Source organism: Candidatus Gorgyraea atricola, from assembly GCA_030765235.1.
GTDB lineage: Bacteria > Omnitrophota > Gorgyraeia > Gorgyraeales > Gorgyraeaceae > Gorgyraea > Gorgyraea atricola.
Genome location: JAVCCW010000025.1, coordinates 42,491 through 62,874, shown reverse-complemented (window position 1 = coordinate 62,874; position 20,384 = coordinate 42,491). Strand labels below are relative to the sequence as shown.

Here is a 20,384-nt window from a genome sequence, read left to right as displayed (position 1 = left end):
GTTAGCTGAGGTCAGCTGATGTTATATGTGCTTGGAAAATATAGGGGTTATGATGATTTGGTGGGATTGCTTCGGGCATTTCATGCCCTCGCAATGACACATGGCGGAGAGGGAGGGATTCGAACCCCCGATGAGCGTAAGCCCATAATGGTTTTCAAGACCACCGCATTCGGCCGCTCTGCCACCTCTCCGAAAATAACTTTATGTTAGTGTAAAAATTATGCCGAAGTTGTCTTCGGTTAGTATTGTGAATCTGGAATCTGCTTTTATTTGTTCGATCAGGCCCTTGAAATAGTTTTTGCCTACGTAGCCGTATTTTATCTTAAATTTATTCTTTAGTATAGCATAAGGATTGTCAGTATTTCCAAATGAGACATCCCTGTACAACTTGTAAAGCTCTGGATTCCACTTATACATGTAAACAGGGTCGAGTGTGACGAAGTAATCATTGTCTGGATTTAGTCCTATGAAATATTGCGAATCAGACCAGTTGGCGTGGAATATGAGTTTTTCATCTGGAATATAGTCTTTCATCCACTTGCCGAATCTCTCGTAGTGCGTGTTTACGATCTTTGTAACAAGGCCGTTATATCTGACAGCTTTAAAGGAATTAAAACCTAAGAGCAGCATTCCAGCGACTATAAAGACAGTTGCCTTTTTGCTGATGTTTTTTATTTCAGAATCTGAACAATATGATGCAAGGGCTACGAGCATTATCGGATAACCATGCAAGAGATAGCGCCTACAGATAAAAGAAAGTATGAAAAATACCATGCCCAGCGTCAGAAATACCTTGGTCTCAAATCTGATCTTTGGCCTTTTAGAAATACCAACGAATATTAAAGTAATTACACCTATTACTATAACCGGGTAACCTAAAAGAAACTGCCGCGTATTAATCGGGAAAAACTCAGCACCCAGCTCAAGGATACCTGTCTTCATCGTATAAAGCGGTACAAGAATCGAGTTTAAATAAAATTGAAGGAAATTATTCGGGACATTTGGATGAATTAGAAAACCCAACGCTACGCCTGAAAATGCGACAAGAAGCGTCTTTGCGCAAAATTCCTTTTTATCTGCATATCTTACAATCTCGACTATTAACGCGTAGATAATGATTAAAGGGCTTGTAATATGGCCGAGACTATAGAGAAGTGCCACCAAAAATAGCAGGCCATGCCGCTTTTTTATAACAAGATGTATGGCAACTAAACTTATTAAAATTACGAGAGAGATAGGCCTGGGTCTGGATATTGCCTGCAAGAACATGTCTGAGAAGAAAAATAAGATAAGGAAAAACGGCAAGACGATCCTATCAGAATATTTCCTAAGTATCAGGTAAAATACAAAGAACAAAAGCGCTGCAAATAATGCTGCCGCGAGCTTGGCGCCATAGAATATATTTTCAAAACCTGTAAATGGAACTAAAAGCGTGTGAAACAGAAAATCCTTGTCTGAAAAATTCTCGCTAAAGGTAGAGTACCTTGCCCAGTGAAAATCATACCTCGGCCCAAGATCCCGCAAAAACTCAGCCATCCTAATATGCAAATACCCATCCGCCCCATATAGTGTGGGGGTGAGAAATTGTATATAGAATATGGCTACGATACCAAGTAGAAGAATAAAAATTGTGATTAAACTAAATTTTTTCATTACACATTACACCTTCCACATTACACAAACGTCGCAAGATGTCCCTCGACACGCCAAATAATGTTCCTATTCGTCACATTATTTGACTTGCTCGGGATCGAATTTGCCTTCGGCAAATTCGGCGGAGAGACAGGGATTCGAACCCTGGAGACGGTTGCCCGTCTACGCGCTTTCCAAGCGCGCGCACTAGGCCAGGCTATGCGATCTCTCCAATTTTGCGAAGCAAAATTGATCCTGAGCAAGCCAAATAATGCGAAGCATTATTTGGCGCGTCGAAGGACCTTCTTCACAAAAACAACTGCTTCCAGGAATAACAGTAAAACTGTTTTGATCCCTCATAAGCCTCTGACAAAAAATTCGTAAAAGATACATTGAACAAAAAGCTTACTATCGCAAATACAATTACAAGATTAACTATGTACAAAAAGGATATAGAGAATAAATATCCTGACTTAATCAAATCTGATTGCTTCTCTCTTATGGACTGCGCAGTGTAAGAGAGATGGAACATAAGAGTAAAACCTATTAGAAATATAAAAATGCCTGAAAACCTGTCTACATCTGTAAAGAACGATAATAAAAAATACAAAAGCGCTATAAAAACTGTATACCCTGGAATAAGATACGGCGCCAGGGCAACAAAAAGATTGGGCGTGGTAGTCCTTATACTGCCGCCTCTACTGGATACTTTCATGCCTTTGACTTTTCCGCCTGAAAAAAATGTTGCTATCGCATGCGTAAGTTCGTGTCCAAGGACATATAAAAAATCAAGTTTGACAAAGACCAGGTGCAGAACAGAATAGGCTAATGCGCCTAATATAAAAAGAATCCCTGATTCTGAAACGTATTTTATTGATATTATCCCTTTGTAGAAACTCGTGGTGAGCGCTACGCATGCAGGGATAAGCAAGATGCTTCCTATAAAACGCAGTATCTTTATAAGCATCTATTCTTTGGTGATCTTCTCGCGGCCATTCATATACGGCCTGAGTACCTCTGGTATTAAGATGCTGCCGTCTTTCTCTTGATAATTTTCTATTATTGCGATGACTGTCCTGGCTAGCGCAATACCAGAACCATTAAGCGTATGGACATATTCTAACTTTTTCTTATCCTTTGGTCTATATTTTATGTTTGCTCTCCGCGCCTGAAAATCTGTGAAATTACTGCAGCTGGAGACCTCAAGATTTTTCTCAATACCTGGAGCCCATGCCTCGATATCATAGCATTTAGAGGTAGCAAAGCTTATATCGCCTGTTGAAAGCATTATTACGCGATAAGAAAGTTTCAATCTTTTAAGCACTTCTTCCGCGCATTTCAATAAACTCTCGAGTTCGTCATAAGACGAGTCTGGCTTTACGAACTTAACCATTTCTATCTTGTCAAACTGGTGCACCCTCATAAGGCCCTTTGTATCTTTGCCGTATGAGCCTGCCTCTCGCCTGAAACACGCTGTATATGCAGTATAGTAGGTAGGTAGTTTTCCCTCATCCAATACTTCATCCCTGTGCATATTTGTCACAGGTACCTCTGCTGTAGGGATAAGAAACAGGTCATCATCCTTTAGGCGATACATGTCTTCCTCTAGATTAGGCAGCTGGCCTGTAGCTGTCATGCTGGCTCTGTTAACTAAGAATGGCGGAAATACCTCCTTATACCCATGCTCCTTTGTGTGGAGATCCAGCATAAAGTTAATAAGCGCTCTTTCGAGTTGGGCACCCATTCCCTTAAAGAGGCAAAACCCTGAACCAGATATCTTGGCTGAGCGAGGGAAATCTAATATGTCGAGATTTTGTCCTAACTCTATGTGGCTCTTAGGTTTAAAGTCAAATTTAGGGATGTTTCCCCACTTACGAACCACCTTATTGGCTTCTGGCCTCCCCACAGGTATGGATTTATGGGGTATATTTGGGATGTTAAGCATTAAAGTGCTTATTTTTTGGCTAATTTGCCCCACCTTACCATCTAAATCAGCTACTTTTTGGGATATAGCCTTCATATTAGCTATGACGTCTGGGCTGGGCTTCCCACCCTTAGAGACCTTGTTCTTGTCTGACTTTAGAACCTCTACCTCTGCCAGAATTTTACGGCGTTCGGCATCTAGATCCAGGAGTTCCTTTATGTCTATCTTAAGACCTCTATTCTTTATTGCCTTTTTTACTATATCTGGGTTTTCTCTGATAAATTTTATGTCTAACATGACTCTTTCCTTATCCTTTGATTACGCCAAGTGGTTTCATCCTGGCGATCTTTTTTGAGATGCCTGCCTGGTGCACTACATCCACTACTGCCTCAACATCTTTGTATGCCTCTGGCGCTTCTTCGGCTAAAGTAGACCTGCCTTTAGCTCTAACTATTATACCACTTCTGTCAAATAATTCCTTATCTATTCTTCTGCCGCTGCATTTTCTTATTGCAGCAGAACGAGACATACGTCTTCCTGCGCCATGGCAGGTCGAGCCAAAGGTTTCTTGCATAGAGCCTTTAGTACCTGCAAGAATGTAAGAAAAACTACCCATATCTCCTGGAATAATCACTGGCTGGCCTGTTTCTTTGTACCTTTCTGGAATATCTGGATGATGCGGCGGAAATGCTCGTGTAGCACCCTTTCTGTGAACACATAATGTCTTTTCTTTGCCGTCGACAATGTGTCTCTCCATCTTTGCAATGTTATGCGCTACGTCATATACAAGATGTAGGCCCAGATCACTCCAGCTTTTGCTAAAGACCTTCTCAAAGATCTCTCTTGCAAGATACATAAGGCATTGTCTATTGCTCCACGCATAATTCGCGGCGCATTTCATGGCAGAAAAATATGCCTTTCCTTCTGGAGAATCCAGGGGCGCACATGCAAGTTGTCTGTCAGGCACATTTATATTATATTTACCTAAACATCTCACCATACCTTTTACATAATCATCACACACCTGGTAGCCAAGACCGCGTGAACCAGAATGGATCATAACTGTAGCCTGGCCTTTAAAAAGTCCAAAGATATTTGCGATTTTATCGTCGTAAACCTCGTCTACTACCTGGATTTCTAAGAAATGATTGCCTGAACCAAGCGTTCCTGATTGTTTTCTTCCTCTTTCGTATGCCCTGTCAGAAACCTTATCTGGATCTGCGCCCTCCATACAGCCTTTATTTTCTGTATATTCAAGATCCTCTTTTACGCCATAACCTTTTTTAACAGCCCATCCAGCACCTTTTAAAAAAATCTCGGTCTCTTCTTTGTCGCTTACTCTAATATCACCGCTTGAACCAACGCCGCATGGAACATTGCTAAATAAACTGTTGATCAAATTTTGCAATTTTGGTTTTATATCTTGAGCTGTTAAGTCACTTCGCAGAAGTCGTACTCCACAATTTATGTCATAGCCTACTCCTCCTGGTGAAATCACACCGTTTTCTTTAGGATCTGTAGCTGCTACGCCGCCTATTGAAAAACCATAGCCCCAATGGATATCAGGCATGGCAAGAGAATATTTAACTATGCCTGGCAGGAATGCAACATTTGCTACTTGTTCAGGTGCCTTGTCTTTGAGGATTTCAGGAAGAAGACATTCGCTTGCGTAGATAACGCCAGGAACTTTCATGCCTTGCTTGTAAGAGGTAGGTATTTTCCAGCGATAGTTATCTATCTTTTCTATCTTATACATCAAAAATGATTTTGCAGGTAAAGCCTGCGTTATTTTTTTCTATTTTAAGGTCGTGGAAGGTGACTGCCTTGATTTCTGTCTGGAGGTCGGTGTTTTCGGGGGCTATTTTCTCGCCTGAGGATTCAGCGACTAATCGATTTTTTTCTAATTCTCGAATATTAAAACTGCTAAAAATTATTTGATCTCTATTAAAAATATACAATAACTCGCTCAGCCAATATACTAATAATTCTTCAAAACTCTGAACGTCTTTTTGTATCTCTATTTTTCTGTGTGCTTGTTTACCCCGTACCCGAGCGAAGCGAGTGGTACTGGGGCCGCCGATGATCCCGAACATGCCTTTTGCTGCATTCTCGAATAACTCCTTGAGAGTTCGGCCATTCGCCTTTATCCTAACATCAGCAGTATGTTCGATGATTTTATAAGGAGGTTTGGTCATCTTTGATTCTGGCTTGCCATCCGTAGCATGCTGCGAAGATTCGCTCTATTTGAGCGTAGGATGGTGAGCCGCCCGCGAATCGAACGCGGCGCCACCGCCTTAAAAGGGCGATGCTCTACCAATATGAGCTAGCGGCCCACACCATTATATAGTATCAAGTTCTTTCTCTTTATTCTTTAAAAGCTCGTCGATCTTCTTTGTATATTTCTCTGTTAATTTTTGGACTTCTTCCTGGCCCTTGAAACGCGCGTCTTCCGGGATCTCTTTTGAATCTTCCATCTTCTTTATACTGTCTATGGCATCCCTGCGTACTGTCCTGATAGAGACCCTGCCTTGTTCTGAGATCTTATGCAGTACTTTCCCGAGCTCTGCACATCTTTCCTTGGTGAGAGAAGGTATGGCTATCCTTATGAGCTTTCCGTCATTTACAGGATTTATTCCCAGCTGTGATTTTAAGATCGCCTTTTCTATTGTAGGTACACTGGAAGGATCCCATGGATGAATAGCGATAAGCCGCGGCTCTGGCACAGATATACCAGCCAATTGTTTCAATGGCGTATTTGTACCATAATAATCCACCATTATGCCTTCAACAAGGCTTGGATTTGCTCGACCAGTCCTAATCTCTGCGAATTCCCTTACTGTCGCATCCACAGACTTTTTCATTTTTTCTTCTATTTCATGAAGGCGCTTTTGGAGGGGTAGCATAATTATCTCCTTTTCAATATGGACGTTTGGCTTATTTAACTGCTGTTCCTATCTTTTCGCCCAGGATGACCCTTTTTATGTTTCCTTTTTTTGTGAGATTAAAAACAATTATGGGTAGACTGTTGTCCATGCAAAGGCTTACTGCAGTAGCATCCATGACCTTGAGACCCTTATTCAGGACTTCGATGTATTTCAAGCTCTTAAATTTTTTCGCGGATTTGTTCTTTTTTGGGTCAGCGGAGTATACACCATCTACATTTGTAGCCTTTAAAATAATATCCGCGTTTATTTCTATTGCCCTGAGGCTGGCAGCTGTATCTGTTGAAAAATACGGATTGCCTGTACCAGCGACAAAGATAACGACTCTTCCTTTTTCAAGGTGCCTTACCGCGCGACGCCTGATATAAGGCTCTGCGATCCGCTGCATATCAATCGCGGTCTGGACGCGCGTCATAACGCCTGCCTTCTCCAGCACATCCTGCAGCGCAAGCCCGTTTATGACTGTCGCGAGCATGCCCATGTAATCAGCTATTATGCGATCCACTCCCTCTTTTGAAGCTGTAGCGCCCCTGTAGATATTTCCTCCGCCTATTACAATCGCGATCTGGACGCCTAATTTCTTGATATCCTTTATCTCTTTCGCTATTGCGTCTGTAACAGAAGGGTCTATGCCATAACCTTTTTTTCCTTGAAGCGCTTCTCCGCTCAATTTAAGAACAACCCTTTTGTATGCAGATTTCTTCATCCAATATCCTCCCCGACTTGAAATCTTACGAACCTGCGGATCAGTATGTTCTCACCTATTTTTCCTATAAGCGAGCCCAGGCATTCCTTGATAGTCAATTTATCGTCTTTAATAAATGGCTGGTCCATGAGACATACCTCTGAATAAAATTTCTCTAACTTGCCCTGGATTATCTTTTCCATGACATTCGCGGGTTTTTTTCCTTTTATCTGATCCTTTAAGATCGCCTTTTCCCTGTCCGCAGTGGCCTTAGGCACTTCTTCCCTCGAGACATAGGAAGGAGAACTTGCTGCGATCTGCATACAGACATCCTTTACAAATTTTCTGAAGTCTTCGTTACGAGCAACAAAATCTGTCTCGCAATTTACCTCTAAGAGTACGCCTATCTTATTGTTCGAGTGAATATAGCTTTCTATAACACCTTCTTTTGCGGAGCGGCCTGCCTTTTTAAGCGCAACTATCTGGCCCCGTTTTTTCAGGATCTCCATCGCGGTCTTCAGATCGCCATTCGCCTCTTGCAATGCCTTTTTACAATCCATCATGGGCGCATTGGTCTTTTCTCTCAACTGCTTGATCATGTCTACTGAAACTGCCATCGTGCTTACCTTACCTTTCTATAAGAAATTGGATCATCTGTTTTTTGGTCTGCTTGGTCTATATGGTTTCTTTTTAACAACTGGTTTTGTCTTTTTCTCTTCCTTTTCCTTGTCCTTCAGTTTTTCTTCCTCTATTGTCTCTGCAAGCTCCGAAGGCTTTTCAATAAGCTCGCTTTTATCCCCCGACTCCTGTTCTTTTTGCACAGCCTTCTTATCGACCTCTGATTGATCAAACTGGCCCTGACCCTCCATAATACCATCTGTGATCATATCTGTTATAAGCTTTATGGAACGCATGGCATCGTCATTAGCTGGTATAGGATAATCAATAAAATCAGGATCTGCATTTGTATCTATTATAGCCGCTATAGGGATCCCGAGCTTCTTGGCCTCTTTTACAGCTATGTCTTCCTTCTTGGAATCCACGATAAACATGGCACCTGGCATCTTTTTCATCTCGACTATGCCCTGGAGATTTTTTCTTAATTTCTCCATCTCCTTTGTAAGAATAGCCCGCTCTTTCTTTGTAATGGCTTCGAACGTTCCATCTTTTTCCATTGTCTCGATGTCCTTTAGGCGGTTTATGCTGTTGCGAATCGTCTTAAAATTAGTGAGTGTGCCACCCAGCCATCTATTCTTGACAAAATACATGCCTGAACGCTGAGCAGCTTCAGTTATGACGTCCTGGGCTTGTTTCTTGGTACCGACAAAAAGGATCTTCTCTCCCTTGGCAGCTACCTCTTTTAAAAACTCCCTGGCCTTATTGATAAACTCTACTGTCTTTTCAAGATCTATTATATGGATCCTTGAACGCTCCCCAAAGATAAACTTCTTCATTCTTGGGTTCCAGCGGCTCCTGTTATGGCCAAAATGGGAACCTGCTTCCAAAAGTTTCTTGATTAATTCTGTGTCCACGTGCTTACCTCCTCTTAATTATGGTAGTTTTGACAAAATATGCTCAAAATTATAGGTGTTTTATTATATCACAAGCTTTTGCTTTTGCAAGCCATTTTTGGGGCTATCGGACGGATTTAAACTGCAGCTCATACAGCCGCTTATACGTGCCTGAGATCTCTAATAATTGCCTGTGTGTGCCTATCTCTATGATCTTGCCGCCTTCAAGCACCACTATATTATCCGCATGTTCAACAGTAGAGAGTCTATGCGCAATTACAAACACTGTCCTGTGCGCCATGAGCCGATCTATTGCCTCCTGGACAAGTCTCTCTGACTCAGTATCAAGCTGGCTCGTTGCCTCATCAAGTATAAGTATAGGCGGGTCCTTAAAAAGTGCTCTTGCGATCGCAATACGCTGCTTTTCGCCTCCTGAAAGCCTCATGCCCCTGTCGCCTATAAAGGTGTCATAGCCATCTGAGGTCTTTTCAATAAAATCATGGGCGTTTGCTGCCTTTGCCGCCTTTATAATGTCGTCCATGCTTGCATCAGGCTTACCGAACGCAATGTTATTTCGAATCGAGTCATTAAAAAGTATTGTCTCTTGCGACACAATGCCTATGTGTTCACGAACAGATGGAATGTTAAAGTCCCTAATATCTTTGCCATCAATCAATACTGCACCGCTATTTGGATCATAAAACCTGGGTAGTAAGTTCACTAATGTGCTCTTTCCAGCGCCGCTCAGTCCCACTATTGCCAGGATCTTGCCCTTTGTCAAACTCACATTAATGTTTTTCAATACCCCAGGGCCATCGCCATACGAAAAATCTACATCCTTTAATTCAATGCGACCTTTAAATCCAACTAGCTTAATAGCGCCAGGCCTGTCTTTTATCGTAGGCTCCCTGTCGAGTACATTGAACACCCTTGTTATTGCCGCAAGGGCCTGAAGATTTACGCCATAAAGCCTGCTTAATCTCTTAAATGGTTTTATAAGAGAAAGAAGCGCTGCTAAGAATGCTATAAAGGCGCCTCCTGAAAGTCGGCCCGCTATCACCTCTTTGCCGCCAAAATACAGCACAATGGCCATGCACGCTACACCCACGAACTCGCCAAGGGGACTTATGATAGCCATGCGCTTTACAGACTTGAGAAGCATTTTGTAATAACGGTAACTGTACGAGGCAAATTTATTTATCTGATATTTTTCTGCTGAAAATGATTTCACAATGCCTATGCCGTATATTGTTTCAAATAATAAAGAGTTTATATCCGCCATGCTCTCCTGTGTAGACTCAGATATCTTTCTGAGTTTTTTGCCTATCTTTATAACAGGGTATGCTACAAGCGGGAATACAACTATGGTGACCAGGATCAGCGTCACTGGAATTGAAAAATATATCTTTATCCATATAAGCATGGTAAGGTATATCAAAAGCTGTATTGGCTGGAGCAATAGATCTGTGAGCCCCTCGGTAATAGAATTCACTATGATCCCTACATCAAAAGTGATCCTTGAGACCAATTCGCCTGTCTGCATACTTGAATAAAAATCTCCTGAAAGACTAAGAAGCTTTTTATAGACTGTCAATCTTACATCCCTTAACACAGACTGGCCAAGCTTACTCATAAGATATGTATGGAGAAATAAAAATATCTCTTTTATGAGAAATATTAAAGCTATGATCAATACAAGCCAGTTCAGAAGCGCAACCTTTGGTATAGTATTGATCTTATCTACAAGACTGATGATAAATTCTGGCGGGCTCTGAACGCCTGGCATAGATATCGTCTTCCCAGCAAGGATATTGTCAACAAGCGGAATGATCATGCCCAGAGACACCCCTCCCATGCCAGATGAGACAATCATGCACACTAAAGCGACTGCCATAATCCAGAGATGCGGCTTCAGAAATTTTAGAAATCGTAAGTATTCTCTCATAATGATATAGCCCAAAAATGCCGAGGTTCGACCTCGGCATGATTTGAGGTATTATATCACTCTCATTGACTTTTGTCGAGAGGTTTGTTATTATTGTAGATATGAAAAAACTACGTGTTGGAGTGGTTGGAATAGGGCGATTAGGCTCTCTTCATGCCCGGATATACTCGGAATTAAAGGATGTAGAGCTCGTTTGTCTGTGCGACAATGACAAAGACAGGGCAAAATCCATTGCACATGCCTTAAAAAAACCTTGGTGCTCAGATTATAGGGAGCTTTTTAAGAAAAACCTGGACGCTGTAAGCATTGTCACGCCTACATACCTCCATTATAAAATCGCTCGGTCGTTTTTGAACCGCGGCATACCTGTACTTATAGAAAAACCTATCACAAAAACGATTAAAGAGGCCAAAGAGCTATTAAAACTCGCTAAGAAAAAACGCCTGATAATGCAGGTAGGTCATGTTGAGCGATTTAACTCTGCCATACAGGCGATAGAAGGGCTTTCCTCAAAACCAAAGTTTATAGAGGTGCACAGGCTCGGGCCTTTTAGTCCGCGCGTAAAAGACGTGGGCGTGGTACTTGATCTAATGATACATGACATCGATATAGTGTTAGGTCTCATAAAATCAAAGATCGAAAGCATCGAGGCAATAGGCATAAAAATCCTAACAAAACATGAGGATATTGCAAATGCCAGGCTCAGATTTAAAAACGGCACTGTATGCGACCTTACTGCAAGCCGCGTGACAAGTGACAGTCTGCGTAAGATTCGAATATTTCAAAAAGACTGTTATATCTCTTTAGACTACATGAACCAGGAAGCTGTGATCTCTAAAAAGATAAAAAATAAGATCTCCTCTAAAAAAATCGATATCAAAAAAGAACAGCCTTTGAAGAAAGAGATCTCATCCTTTGTGGACTGCGTGCTTAATAAAAAAAGGCCCACTGTCTCAGGGATCGAAGGATATAACGCTCTACTAGTGGCTCACAAAATCCTAAAAAAGCTAAAAACATGAAGAAGAAGCGACTTATGATCATCGCAGGCGAGGCATCTGGCGACCTGCAGGCTGCACACCTCGCGCGATCCCTTAAAACACTCAATCCCCACATAGAAATATTCGGCGTTGGCGGGAAAAAGATGAAAGAAGCTGGCGTCGATATTGTCTATGACATTGTCGAGCTCGCAGTCGTGGGGTTTATAGAGGTGATAAAACATCTCAGCGTATTCAAGAAGCTCTTCAAAAAACTGGTCGATCTACTTGAATCAAGACGCCCTGACGCGGTTATTCTGGTAGACTACCCAGGATTTAACATGCGTTTCGCAAAACAGGCGAAAGCAAAAAATATCCCTGTAATATATTACATCAGCCCTCAGATATGGGCGTGGGGAAAAGAGAGAGTCGCGGAAATAAAAAAATGCGTTGATAAGATGATCGTGATATTTGGGTTTGAGGAGGAATTATATAAACAGGCTGGCGTAAAGGTAAGTTTCGTAGGGCATCCTTTCTTAGACATAGTAAGATCTGGCTGGAAAAAAGAAGAAACCATAAAGCACCTGCATCTTAATCACCACTCTAAAAAGATTGCGCTCCTTCCTGGTTCTCGCGCAAAAGAGGTTGAAAAACACCTCCCTTCTATGCTAAAGGCATGCGAGCTCATAAAAGAAAAATTACCTGATGTTGAATTTATACTTTCTCGGAGGAAAGAATTGGATAGATCTATTTATAACAATATTATTGCCCGCTCAAAGATAAAACCGCATTCACTCGAAAACAGGCCCTATGAAATAATGGATATAGCTGATTTGGTAATCCTCTCTTCTGGAAGCGCCACGCTCGAAACAGCCATCATGCAAAAGCCAATGGTGATTATCTACAAGACATCGCTGATCACCTGGTTTTTGGCAAGAAATTTGATAAAAATCCCAGATATAGGTTTGGTAAATGTAGTGGCAGGAAAAAGGATCGTACCAGAACTGGTACAGTTTCAGGTAAACGCGAAAAATATAGCAAGAGAAACTCTAGAAACACTCCAAAACCAGGACGAAATCAAACTCGAGCTAAAACAGGTCAAACAAAAACTAGGCTCACCAGGCGCATCCGACCGCACCGCACACCTAATCCAAAAATTCCTGAGTTAACTTTACATTTAAGGTCTTGCTTTAAATGTAAAGTTATTTTTATTCCCACTCTATTGTTGACGGGGGTTTGGAGGAGATGTCGTAGACTACTCGATTTATGCCAGAGGCTTCGTTTATGATGCGGTTGGAGATCTTGCCTAGGATGTCGTAGGGGATCTTGGCCCAGTCTGCTGTCATTGCGTCAAGGCTTGTGACTATTCGTATGGCACAGACGTTTTCGTAAGTCCTTTCATCGCCCATTACACCTACGCTTTTTACTGGCAATAAAACCGCGAATGACTGCCAGATGTTTTTATAGCCAGGGTATTTTTTCATCTCTTCCTGCACGATCGCATCTGCCTCGCGAAGAATATCTAAGCGATCCTTTGTAACATCTCCTATGATCCTTACAGCAAGGCCAGGACCTGGAAAAGGTTGTCTCCACACCATCTCATCACTCAAGCTAAGCTCTTTTCCTAATCTTCTGACCTCGTCCTTGAACAAATCCTTTAATGGCTCTATGAGCTTAAACCCCATCTTTTTGGGCAAGCCCCCTACATTATGGTGCGTCTTTATTGTAGCTGACGGCCCGCCTTTTGCAGAGACGCTCTCAATCACATCAGGATAAAGTGTGCCCTGCGCTAAATACTTTATCTTTCCAAGACGATGTGCCTCTTTTTCAAAGACCCTGATAAATTCCCTTCCTATTGTTTTGCGCTTTTTCTCCGGGTCTTCTACTCCCCTCAAGGCCTTCAGGAATCTCTCCTCTGCATCTATCACATGAAGATTCATGTGAAAATGCCTTCTAAACATCTCGATAACATTCCTCTTTTCATCTTTTCTTAATACTCCATTATCAACAAAGATGCAGTGTAATTTCTTGCCAATGGCCTTGTGCAAAAGAATTGCTGCCACAGAAGAGTCTACCCCGCCGCTTAAACCAAGCACCACCTTTTCTTTTTTGACATTCGCCCGCATATCCTTGATAGCCTCTCTGACAAAAGACTTCATCGTCCATGTTGGTTTAAGGCCAGCGACCTTATAGAGGAAATTCTTAAAAATAACCATGCCTTTTGGTGTATGCACTACCTCTGGATGAAACTGGACCCCGTAAATCTTTTTCTCAGGATGAAACATGCTGGCGATCTTACTGTTTTTCGTATGAGCAAGTCTTACAAAACCCTTTGGCAGCCTTAGCACCTGATCACCATGACTCATCCATATCTTTTCTTTTCTTTTCCAGCCTGAATAGAATTTGTCTTTTTTATCTACAATAAGCTCTGCATTGCCATATTCTCGGCGCTTACTCTTTCCTACTTTACCACCAAGCAAATATCCCATTAACTGCATACCATAACAGATACCCAAGATAGGGACATTTAATCCAAAGATCCTTGAATCGCACTTTGGAGAACCTTTCCTTGTAACGCTGGAAGGTCCACCTGTGAGTATAATCGCGCTGGGTTTCAGGGATTTTATCTTTGCGAGTGAAGTATTGTAAGGCAGAAGTACACAGTATATATTGCATTCTCTTACACGACGGGCTATGAGCTGGTTATACTGTGCGCCAAAATCCAGGACTACTACTGTTTCTTTTTGCATAGGGTTTCTTTGTATCTTTTAAGATACACCATTAGAACTGAGATTGCAACAGGAGTTATGCCTGAGATCCTTGAGGCCTGGCCAAGATTTATTGGCCTGGCCATGGTAAGTTTTTCAATGATCTCTTTTGATAGGCCTGGTATACCTTTATACTTAAAGCTATTTGGTATGTTTATCTTTTCTATTTGCTTAAACTTCTCGATCTCCTTTGCCTGCCTGTCAATAAAACCTTTATATTTTACTTCTATCTCTACTTGCTTCATTTCTTCATTAGAAAGGCCTCTAGTACGCAAGTAACCTCTTGTGTTTTTTATCCTTTTAAGCTCATTGGATATATTTATCTTCTTGGAGACTACTTTTTCGTAGTCCTTTTTACTCACAAGGCCTAGATTATGCCCTATTCCACTCAGCCTTAGATCAGCATTGTCTTCCCTTAAGACAAGTCGATGCTCAACGCGCGATGTAAACATCCTGTAAGGTTCCTGCGTGCCTCTTGTCACAAGGTCATCTATAAGGACACCTATATATGCCTGTGAACGATCTAAGATAAAAGGTGCTTTTTTTCTTATTTTAAGCACCGCGTTTACACCTGCCATAAAACCCTGCGCCGCTGCCTCTTCATAACCAGTAGTGCCATTGATCTGGCCTGCGTGATAAAGATTTTCAATGAGTTTTGTCTCAAGCGTTGACTTTAGCTGTGTAGGATTTACAAAATCATATTCTATGCCATAGCCAGGTATATTTATTTCTGCCTTTTCAAGCCCAGGGATAGACCGAATCATCTTTAGCTGTATATCCTGTGGCAGGCTCGTAGATATTCCATTAGGATAATACTGATCTTTTTTTAATCCTTCTGGCTCCAGGAATACCTGGTGTCTATCTCTATCGCTAAACCGTACTATCTTATCTTCTATTGACGGACAATATCTAGCGCCAGTGGATTTAATCTTCCCGGTATAAAGCGGCGAGCGATCCAAGCCTTTGCGGATGATCTCATGCGTTTTTTTATTTGTATATGTAATGTAGCACGGGAGTTGTTTTCTGGAGATCTTCTTTGTTGAGAATGAAAACGGGACTGGAGGATTATCGCCAAGCTGCTTCTTCATTTTAGAAAATTTTATGGTCTTTGTATCTAAGCGAGCAGTGGTTCCTGTTTTAAGCCGCAATACATCAAAACCTAATGACCTTAGATTATCTGAAAGGCTCAGAGACGCTGGATCGCCTAACCTACCGCCTGAAAAATGCTCAAGGCCAATGTGAATAACGCCGTTTAAGAATGTACCTGGCGTAAGAATAACTGCCTTGGTTTTTATAAAACTTCCGTCTTTAAGTTTTACCCCGCATGCGATTTTATTCTTTATAATAAGAGTTGTCACGCAGCCTTCTAAAACATCTATATTTTTTACTGCATCTTTCATGTACTTTAAATAAAGAGATCGATCCACCTGTGCCCTTGATGACCAAACAGCAGGTCCTTTTTTCTTATTCAGCATACGAAACTGTATAGCGCTAAAATCCGTTGCCTTAGCCATCTCCCCACCCAACGCATCCAGCTCCTTTACCAGCTGGCCCTTACCAATGCCACCAATAGCAGGATTGCAAGACATATACCCTATCTTATCCACATCCATAGTAATAAGCAGAGTCTTAACCTTCATCCTGTTAGCTACAAGAGCCGCCTCCACCCCAGCATGCCCTGCACCTATAACTATAACATCGTACGTATTTTTCATAGGAATAATATGATAACAGATATGCTTCTTGTTTTCAAGGAAGGGTTTGACCAGCTAGGTAGCCTGTGGAGAATGCTGCTTGTAGGTTAAAGCCGCCTGTGTCTGCGTCTATGTCTATGATCTCACCGGCAAAGTATAGGCCCTTAATGATGCGGGACTGCATAGTGCGCGGGTCAATGTCCTTTAAAGATACGCCTCCACGTGTGACCATTGCCTCTTTTATGGGGCGTGACCCTTTGATCTCAAAGCGCAGGGCCTTTAATAACATGGCGATTCTTTTTCGCTCATCCTGCGTAACCTGGTTAACTTTTTTATCAGGCAAGAGCCCAGCAATATCCAAAAACACATCGATTAATCTCATAGGCAAAAGACTTTTAAGTGTATTTTTGAGAGCCTTTTTGGGGCTCTCCTTGAATTCCCTTAATAGCCTGGTTTCTAATTTTTCGAGGGATAGCGCAGGTTTAAGATCTATTTCGAGATAGACCCTGCCCTTTTTGTCCAGCCAATCCACTATTTTCCCGCTCAAAGACAAAACAAGCGGACCTGAGATCCCGGTCTTAGTAAAAAGTAATTCTCCTATATCCGAGAGAATCTCTTTTTTCCCGTCGGTAAATCGAAGGCGTATATTTTTTAATGTCAGACCCTCCAAGAATTTAGAATAATTCTTTTTTATATCTAATGCCACAAGACCTGGCCTTAAAGGAGTTATGCGATGGCCTAGCGCTTTAGCTATTTTCATGCCTTGGCCTGTTGAGCCAGTAAAACCATAAGAGATACCGCCTGTTGCCAGGATTACCTTATCAGCCAGGATCGAATTAACCAAAAATTTGTCACTCTTTATCACAATATCATTAACAGCGGTATTATAAATAATCTTAATTTTATTCTCTAAGAGTTCTTTCTTTAACACTCGAAGGATACTGTCCGCTTCATCAGTTACAGGAAAGACCCTTTTTTGCCGCTCTATCTTGAGCTTTAATCCTCTCACCTCAAAAAAATCCATTAGCTCTTGATTAAAGAAAATCTTAAAAGCATCTCTTAAGAATGGCCCGCTTTTTGAGAATCTCTCAAGAAATTCTTCCAGACTACACGCATTGGTAAGATTACAACGGCCTTTGCCGCTTAAGAGAAGTTTTTTACCTAAAGTAGGATTTTTTTCCAGGAGGGTTACGGACTGGCCTAGCTGGCTAGAGCGTATCGCAGCCATCATAGCGCTGGGCCCACCGCCAACAACAACGATTTTACTGAGCTCTCGGGAAGTCTTTTTCTCTATTCTTATCCGAGAGCTCATCCTGAAGCCCAAAGGGCTGAAGGATCTCAAATGAGATTGCCTTTGGCTCGGCACTCGCCATTCCAGCAATAGGTGCAAAGTTTTTCGCGAGGAAGGCCTATTGCTTTTATCATATCATCAAGCCTCTGATAGCGGAGTGTGGTAACGCCAATATCTTTTTCAATCCACTTGATCATCTTCTTGTATTCTGGGGTGGTGTCGTCTGTATATTTCGAGACATCGTCGATATCTTTACCCTCTATATTCCTTATTGCTCGGCGCGCTGCGAGCTCACTGATAGATCTTGTGGATAAACAGAATTTGCACGGAAACATCAGTGGCGGACATGCTGGCCTTGCGTGTATCTCTTTTGCGCCATTGTCCCAGAGCTTATTAATAGCAAAGTTCTTAAGTTGTGTCCCTCTTACAATAGAATCGTCGCACACAATGATTCTATTCCCATTTATGACATCCTTTACAGGTATAAGCTTCATCTTTGCCACACGGTCCCTTATCTCCTGGACAGGCGGGGTATAGCTTCTACCGTACCCAGGCGTGTATTTTACAAGTGGCCGCCTATATGGTTTTTTCGACTCCATGCTATAGCCGATCGCATGCGCAACGCCTGAATCTGGAATGCCGGAAATAACATCCACTTCTATATCCTTGTCACGCTTTGCTAAAGTCCTGCCACATCTTTCCCTTACTGTCTCAACACCTACGCCTTCATAAGTAGAGGCTGGAAATCCCGTATATATCCATAAAAATGAGCATATCTGATTTACGTCTTTCGGGCCTCTTACCTGTTTCACGCCCTTATCATTCACTAAAACTATCTCGCCAGGTGAAAGAAATTTCTGGATCTTGAAATCCGTGTTAGGAAAAGCGCATGACTCTGAACAAACAGCAAAATCATTTCCTCTTTTTCCTACAACAAGTGGCGTATACCCAAATCTGTCTCTTGCCGCATATATACCGTCTTTACAAAGTAAAAGTACGCTGGCAGAACCTATGATCTTGCTAGACATATTCTCAATACCACTTACAAAATCTTCTCCCTCGCTTATGAGTTTTGCCACCACCTCGACGCTATTTGAAGACCCGCCTTCTGTCTCGCTAAAAGAATGGCCTCTTTTGTGCAGCTCCTTTATAAGCTGTCCTGTATTTTCTATAAGACCTGTCATGCATATTGCAAACGATCCGAATTTGGCATTTAAAAACATGGGCTGCGCGTCAGAATCGCTTATTACGCCAATGCCATACTTTCCTCCGAATTTTTTATAGTCTTCGTAAAACTTGGATTTAAACTGGCTCTGAGATATGTCATGGATCTGCCTGTAGATCCTCTTGTCTGTCGATACAGCTATTCCGCCGTACTCTGTGCCCAGGTGAGTATGATAGTCAACCCCATAAAATAGATCCAATGTACAATTCTTCTCTGCTGCTACTCCAAATATGCCACTCATGTGTAAGCCTCCTGGTTAGTAATTAAAAAACAAGCTCGACGATGGAATTGCGTCTGTTGTGAAATTTATGCCAAGTCTCCTGAGTCCTGCTTCATCTCCGGGCGTAGGAAGGTGCGTATTGTGAAGTTCGCATCCACTCAAGTCTTTGAGCATGGACAGGGCTTTTTTTGCGTTTTTATCTGTATGTGCGCTTATAGATAACGCTACTAATATTTCATCCAGGGTTAAACTTTCTGAACTCATTCTTAATATATCTTTTTTCAATTTAGATAGATCGCTCATGACCTCTGGCTTGAGTATATGTACTTTATCGCCAATACCTGCAAGATGTTTTATCGCATTTATAATAGCTGCGGATGCCGCATGCATAACAGGAGAATTCTTACCCGTCACGATCTTACCGTCGCTGAGCTCGATCGCAGCGCCGCAGTAATAGCCTTTATTGCCCTTGCCCTTTTTTCTGCAATCCTCTGCTGATTTTCTGGCAGGAAGAACTACAGATCTATCTTCAACTTTAACACCTGCCTTATCCATGATCGCAACTGAGCGCTCAACCTCTTCTTTGGTGCCGGTACCAATTGCAAATTCCAGATTATGGCGAAAGTATCTTCGGATTATCTCTTCTTTTGCAGCCACACGAGTGCCTTCATCATCTATTATGCCAAAACCAGCCCTATTAACACCCATATCTGTCGGTGAATTATAATAACTGTCGCTGGAGCCTGTGATCTTATGGATAATATTCCTTAATATGGGGAATGCGTCGACATCGCGGTTATAATTTATTGTTTCCTCTTTGTATCTTTCGAGATGAAATGGGTCGATCAGATTAAAATCAGCCAGATCAACTGTTGCGGCTTCATAAGCAATGTTCACAGGATGATTAAGCGTCAGGTTCCATATGGGGAATGTCTCGAACTTTGCGTAGCCTGAATTTATTCCCTTTACGTGATCATGATAAAGCTGAGAAAGACATGTGGCGAGCTTCCCGCTTCCTGGACCAGGCGCAGTCATGACAACTATAGGTTTTTTTGTCTCGATATAATCATTTTTCCCATAACCGCCAGCGCTTACTATTGTTTCAATGTCATGCGGATAGCCTTTTATCTCTACATGCTTATAGACCTTAAGCCCTAACTTTTCAAGTCTGCGTTTAAACTTAACTGCGGCTGGCTCGTTATTAAACCTCGTGAGTATAACAGATGTAACATTAAGGTTCCACGCCCTCAGATCATCTATTAACTTTAATGTAGCAAGGTCATATGTTATGCCGTAATCTCCTCTCACTCGACCCTGTTCAATATCTTTTGCATACACGCTTACAATTATCTCAGTATAATCTTTAAGCTTTTCAAGAAGTCGCATCTTGACATTCGGGTCATAGCCCGGCAACACCCTTGCGGCATGGTAATCAAAACATATCTTACCTCCGAATTCCAGATAGAGCTTGTTGTCGAATTTTTTGACCCTGGAGAGGATCTCCTTGGTCTGCTCTGAGAGGTATTTTTCGTTGTCAAAACTTATTTTTTTTGTAACGACGCGTTTGAACATA

The 20,384-nt window shown here is 41.9% G+C and carries 17 protein-coding genes and 3 tRNA genes; 2 read left to right on the top strand and 18 right to left on the bottom strand.

Features of this window, described 5'->3' with window-relative positions:
• Positions 1-101: 101 nt before the first annotated feature.
• The 13 genes from P9L93_05060 to P9L93_05000 all read right to left on the bottom strand — a co-directional run bounded on the left by P9L93_05060 (position 102) and on the right by P9L93_05000 (position 10,639).
• Positions 102-191, bottom strand: a tRNA-Ser gene (locus P9L93_05060).
• 10 nt (positions 192-201) lie between these two features.
• Positions 202-1,536 (bottom strand): hypothetical protein, encoded by a 1,335-nt coding sequence (locus P9L93_05055; protein ID MDP8230455.1) that lies wholly within the window; start codon positions 1,534-1,536, stop codon positions 202-204.
• A gap of 239 nt (positions 1,537-1,775) precedes the next feature.
• A tRNA-Ser gene (locus tag P9L93_05050) sits at positions 1,776-1,864 on the bottom strand.
• A 75-nt stretch (positions 1,865-1,939) separates the two neighbouring features.
• The gene (locus tag P9L93_05045) at positions 1,940-2,599 is read right to left on the bottom strand and encodes a hypothetical protein (protein MDP8230454.1); all 660 of its coding nucleotides are present in this window, start codon (positions 2,597-2,599) and stop codon (positions 1,940-1,942) included.
• Entirely contained in the window at positions 2,600-3,853 is a 1,254-nt protein-coding gene (gene serS / locus P9L93_05040) for a serine--tRNA ligase (GenBank protein MDP8230453.1), read from the bottom strand.
• Positions 3,854-3,863: 10 nt separating this feature from the next.
• Positions 3,864-5,312, bottom strand: a complete 1,449-nt coding sequence (locus P9L93_05035; GenBank protein MDP8230452.1) for an RtcB family protein — start codon at positions 5,310-5,312, stop codon at positions 3,864-3,866.
• Positions 5,305-5,751: an archease gene (locus tag P9L93_05030; GenBank protein MDP8230451.1), complete on the bottom strand. Its 447-nt coding sequence runs from the start codon at positions 5,749-5,751 to the stop codon at positions 5,305-5,307. Before P9L93_05030 ends, P9L93_05035 begins: the two co-directional genes overlap by 8 nt.
• 61 nt (positions 5,752-5,812) lie before the next feature.
• Positions 5,813-5,889: transfer RNA gene (locus tag P9L93_05025), tRNA-Lys, on the bottom strand.
• A 6-nt stretch (positions 5,890-5,895) separates the two neighbouring features.
• Positions 5,896-6,459 carry a ribosome recycling factor gene (frr, locus tag P9L93_05020; protein MDP8230450.1) on the bottom strand — a complete coding sequence of 188 codons (564 nt, stop codon included), beginning with the start codon at positions 6,457-6,459 and terminating at the stop codon, positions 5,896-5,898.
• Between the two features lie 31 nt (positions 6,460-6,490).
• On the bottom strand, positions 6,491-7,204 hold the full coding sequence (gene pyrH, locus P9L93_05015; GenBank protein MDP8230449.1) for a UMP kinase: 714 nt from the start codon (positions 7,202-7,204) through the stop codon (positions 6,491-6,493).
• Entirely contained in the window at positions 7,201-7,800 is a 600-nt protein-coding gene (gene tsf, locus P9L93_05010) for a translation elongation factor Ts (protein ID MDP8230448.1), read from the bottom strand. Before tsf ends, pyrH begins: the two co-directional genes overlap by 4 nt.
• Positions 7,801-7,833: 33 nt before the next feature.
• On the bottom strand, positions 7,834-8,715 hold the full coding sequence (gene rpsB / locus P9L93_05005; protein MDP8230447.1) for a 30S ribosomal protein S2: 882 nt from the start codon (positions 8,713-8,715) through the stop codon (positions 7,834-7,836).
• Between the two features lie 103 nt (positions 8,716-8,818).
• Positions 8,819-10,639, bottom strand: coding sequence for an ABC transporter ATP-binding protein (locus P9L93_05000; protein MDP8230446.1), 1,821 nt, complete (start codon positions 10,637-10,639; stop codon positions 8,819-8,821).
• 101 nt (positions 10,640-10,740) lie between these two features.
• On the opposite strand from P9L93_05000, the gene P9L93_04995 reads away from it, so the two are divergent.
• The gene (locus P9L93_04995; GenBank protein ID MDP8230445.1) at positions 10,741-11,658 is read left to right on the top strand and encodes a Gfo/Idh/MocA family oxidoreductase; all 918 of its coding nucleotides are present in this window, start codon (positions 10,741-10,743) and stop codon (positions 11,656-11,658) included.
• Positions 11,655-12,782, top strand: coding sequence for a lipid-A-disaccharide synthase (gene lpxB, locus P9L93_04990; GenBank protein MDP8230444.1), 1,128 nt, complete (start codon positions 11,655-11,657; stop codon positions 12,780-12,782). The genes P9L93_04995 and lpxB overlap by 4 nt, the downstream gene beginning before the upstream one ends.
• A 39-nt stretch (positions 12,783-12,821) precedes the next feature.
• Here lpxB and guaA read toward each other — a convergent pair whose 3' ends face one another.
• The 5 genes from guaA to P9L93_04965 are packed head-to-tail and all read right to left on the bottom strand — an operon-like array spanning position 12,822 to position 20,383.
• The gene (gene guaA, locus P9L93_04985; protein ID MDP8230443.1) at positions 12,822-14,363 is read right to left on the bottom strand and encodes a glutamine-hydrolyzing GMP synthase; all 1,542 of its coding nucleotides are present in this window, start codon (positions 14,361-14,363) and stop codon (positions 12,822-12,824) included.
• Positions 14,345-16,096 (bottom strand): tRNA uridine-5-carboxymethylaminomethyl(34) synthesis enzyme MnmG, encoded by a 1,752-nt coding sequence (gene mnmG / locus P9L93_04980; protein ID MDP8230442.1) that lies wholly within the window; start codon positions 16,094-16,096, stop codon positions 14,345-14,347. Before mnmG ends, guaA begins: the two co-directional genes overlap by 19 nt.
• A gap of 34 nt (positions 16,097-16,130) precedes the next feature.
• Positions 16,131-17,387 (bottom strand): NAD(P)/FAD-dependent oxidoreductase, encoded by a 1,257-nt coding sequence (locus tag P9L93_04975; protein ID MDP8230441.1) that lies wholly within the window; start codon positions 17,385-17,387, stop codon positions 16,131-16,133.
• 26 nt (positions 17,388-17,413) lie between these two features.
• Positions 17,414-18,832, bottom strand: coding sequence for an amidophosphoribosyltransferase (locus P9L93_04970; protein MDP8230440.1), 1,419 nt, complete (start codon positions 18,830-18,832; stop codon positions 17,414-17,416).
• A gap of 15 nt (positions 18,833-18,847) precedes the next feature.
• Entirely contained in the window at positions 18,848-20,383 is a 1,536-nt protein-coding gene (locus tag P9L93_04965; protein MDP8230439.1) for a DUF1846 domain-containing protein, read from the bottom strand.
• Between the last annotated feature and the right edge of the window lies 1 nt (position 20,384).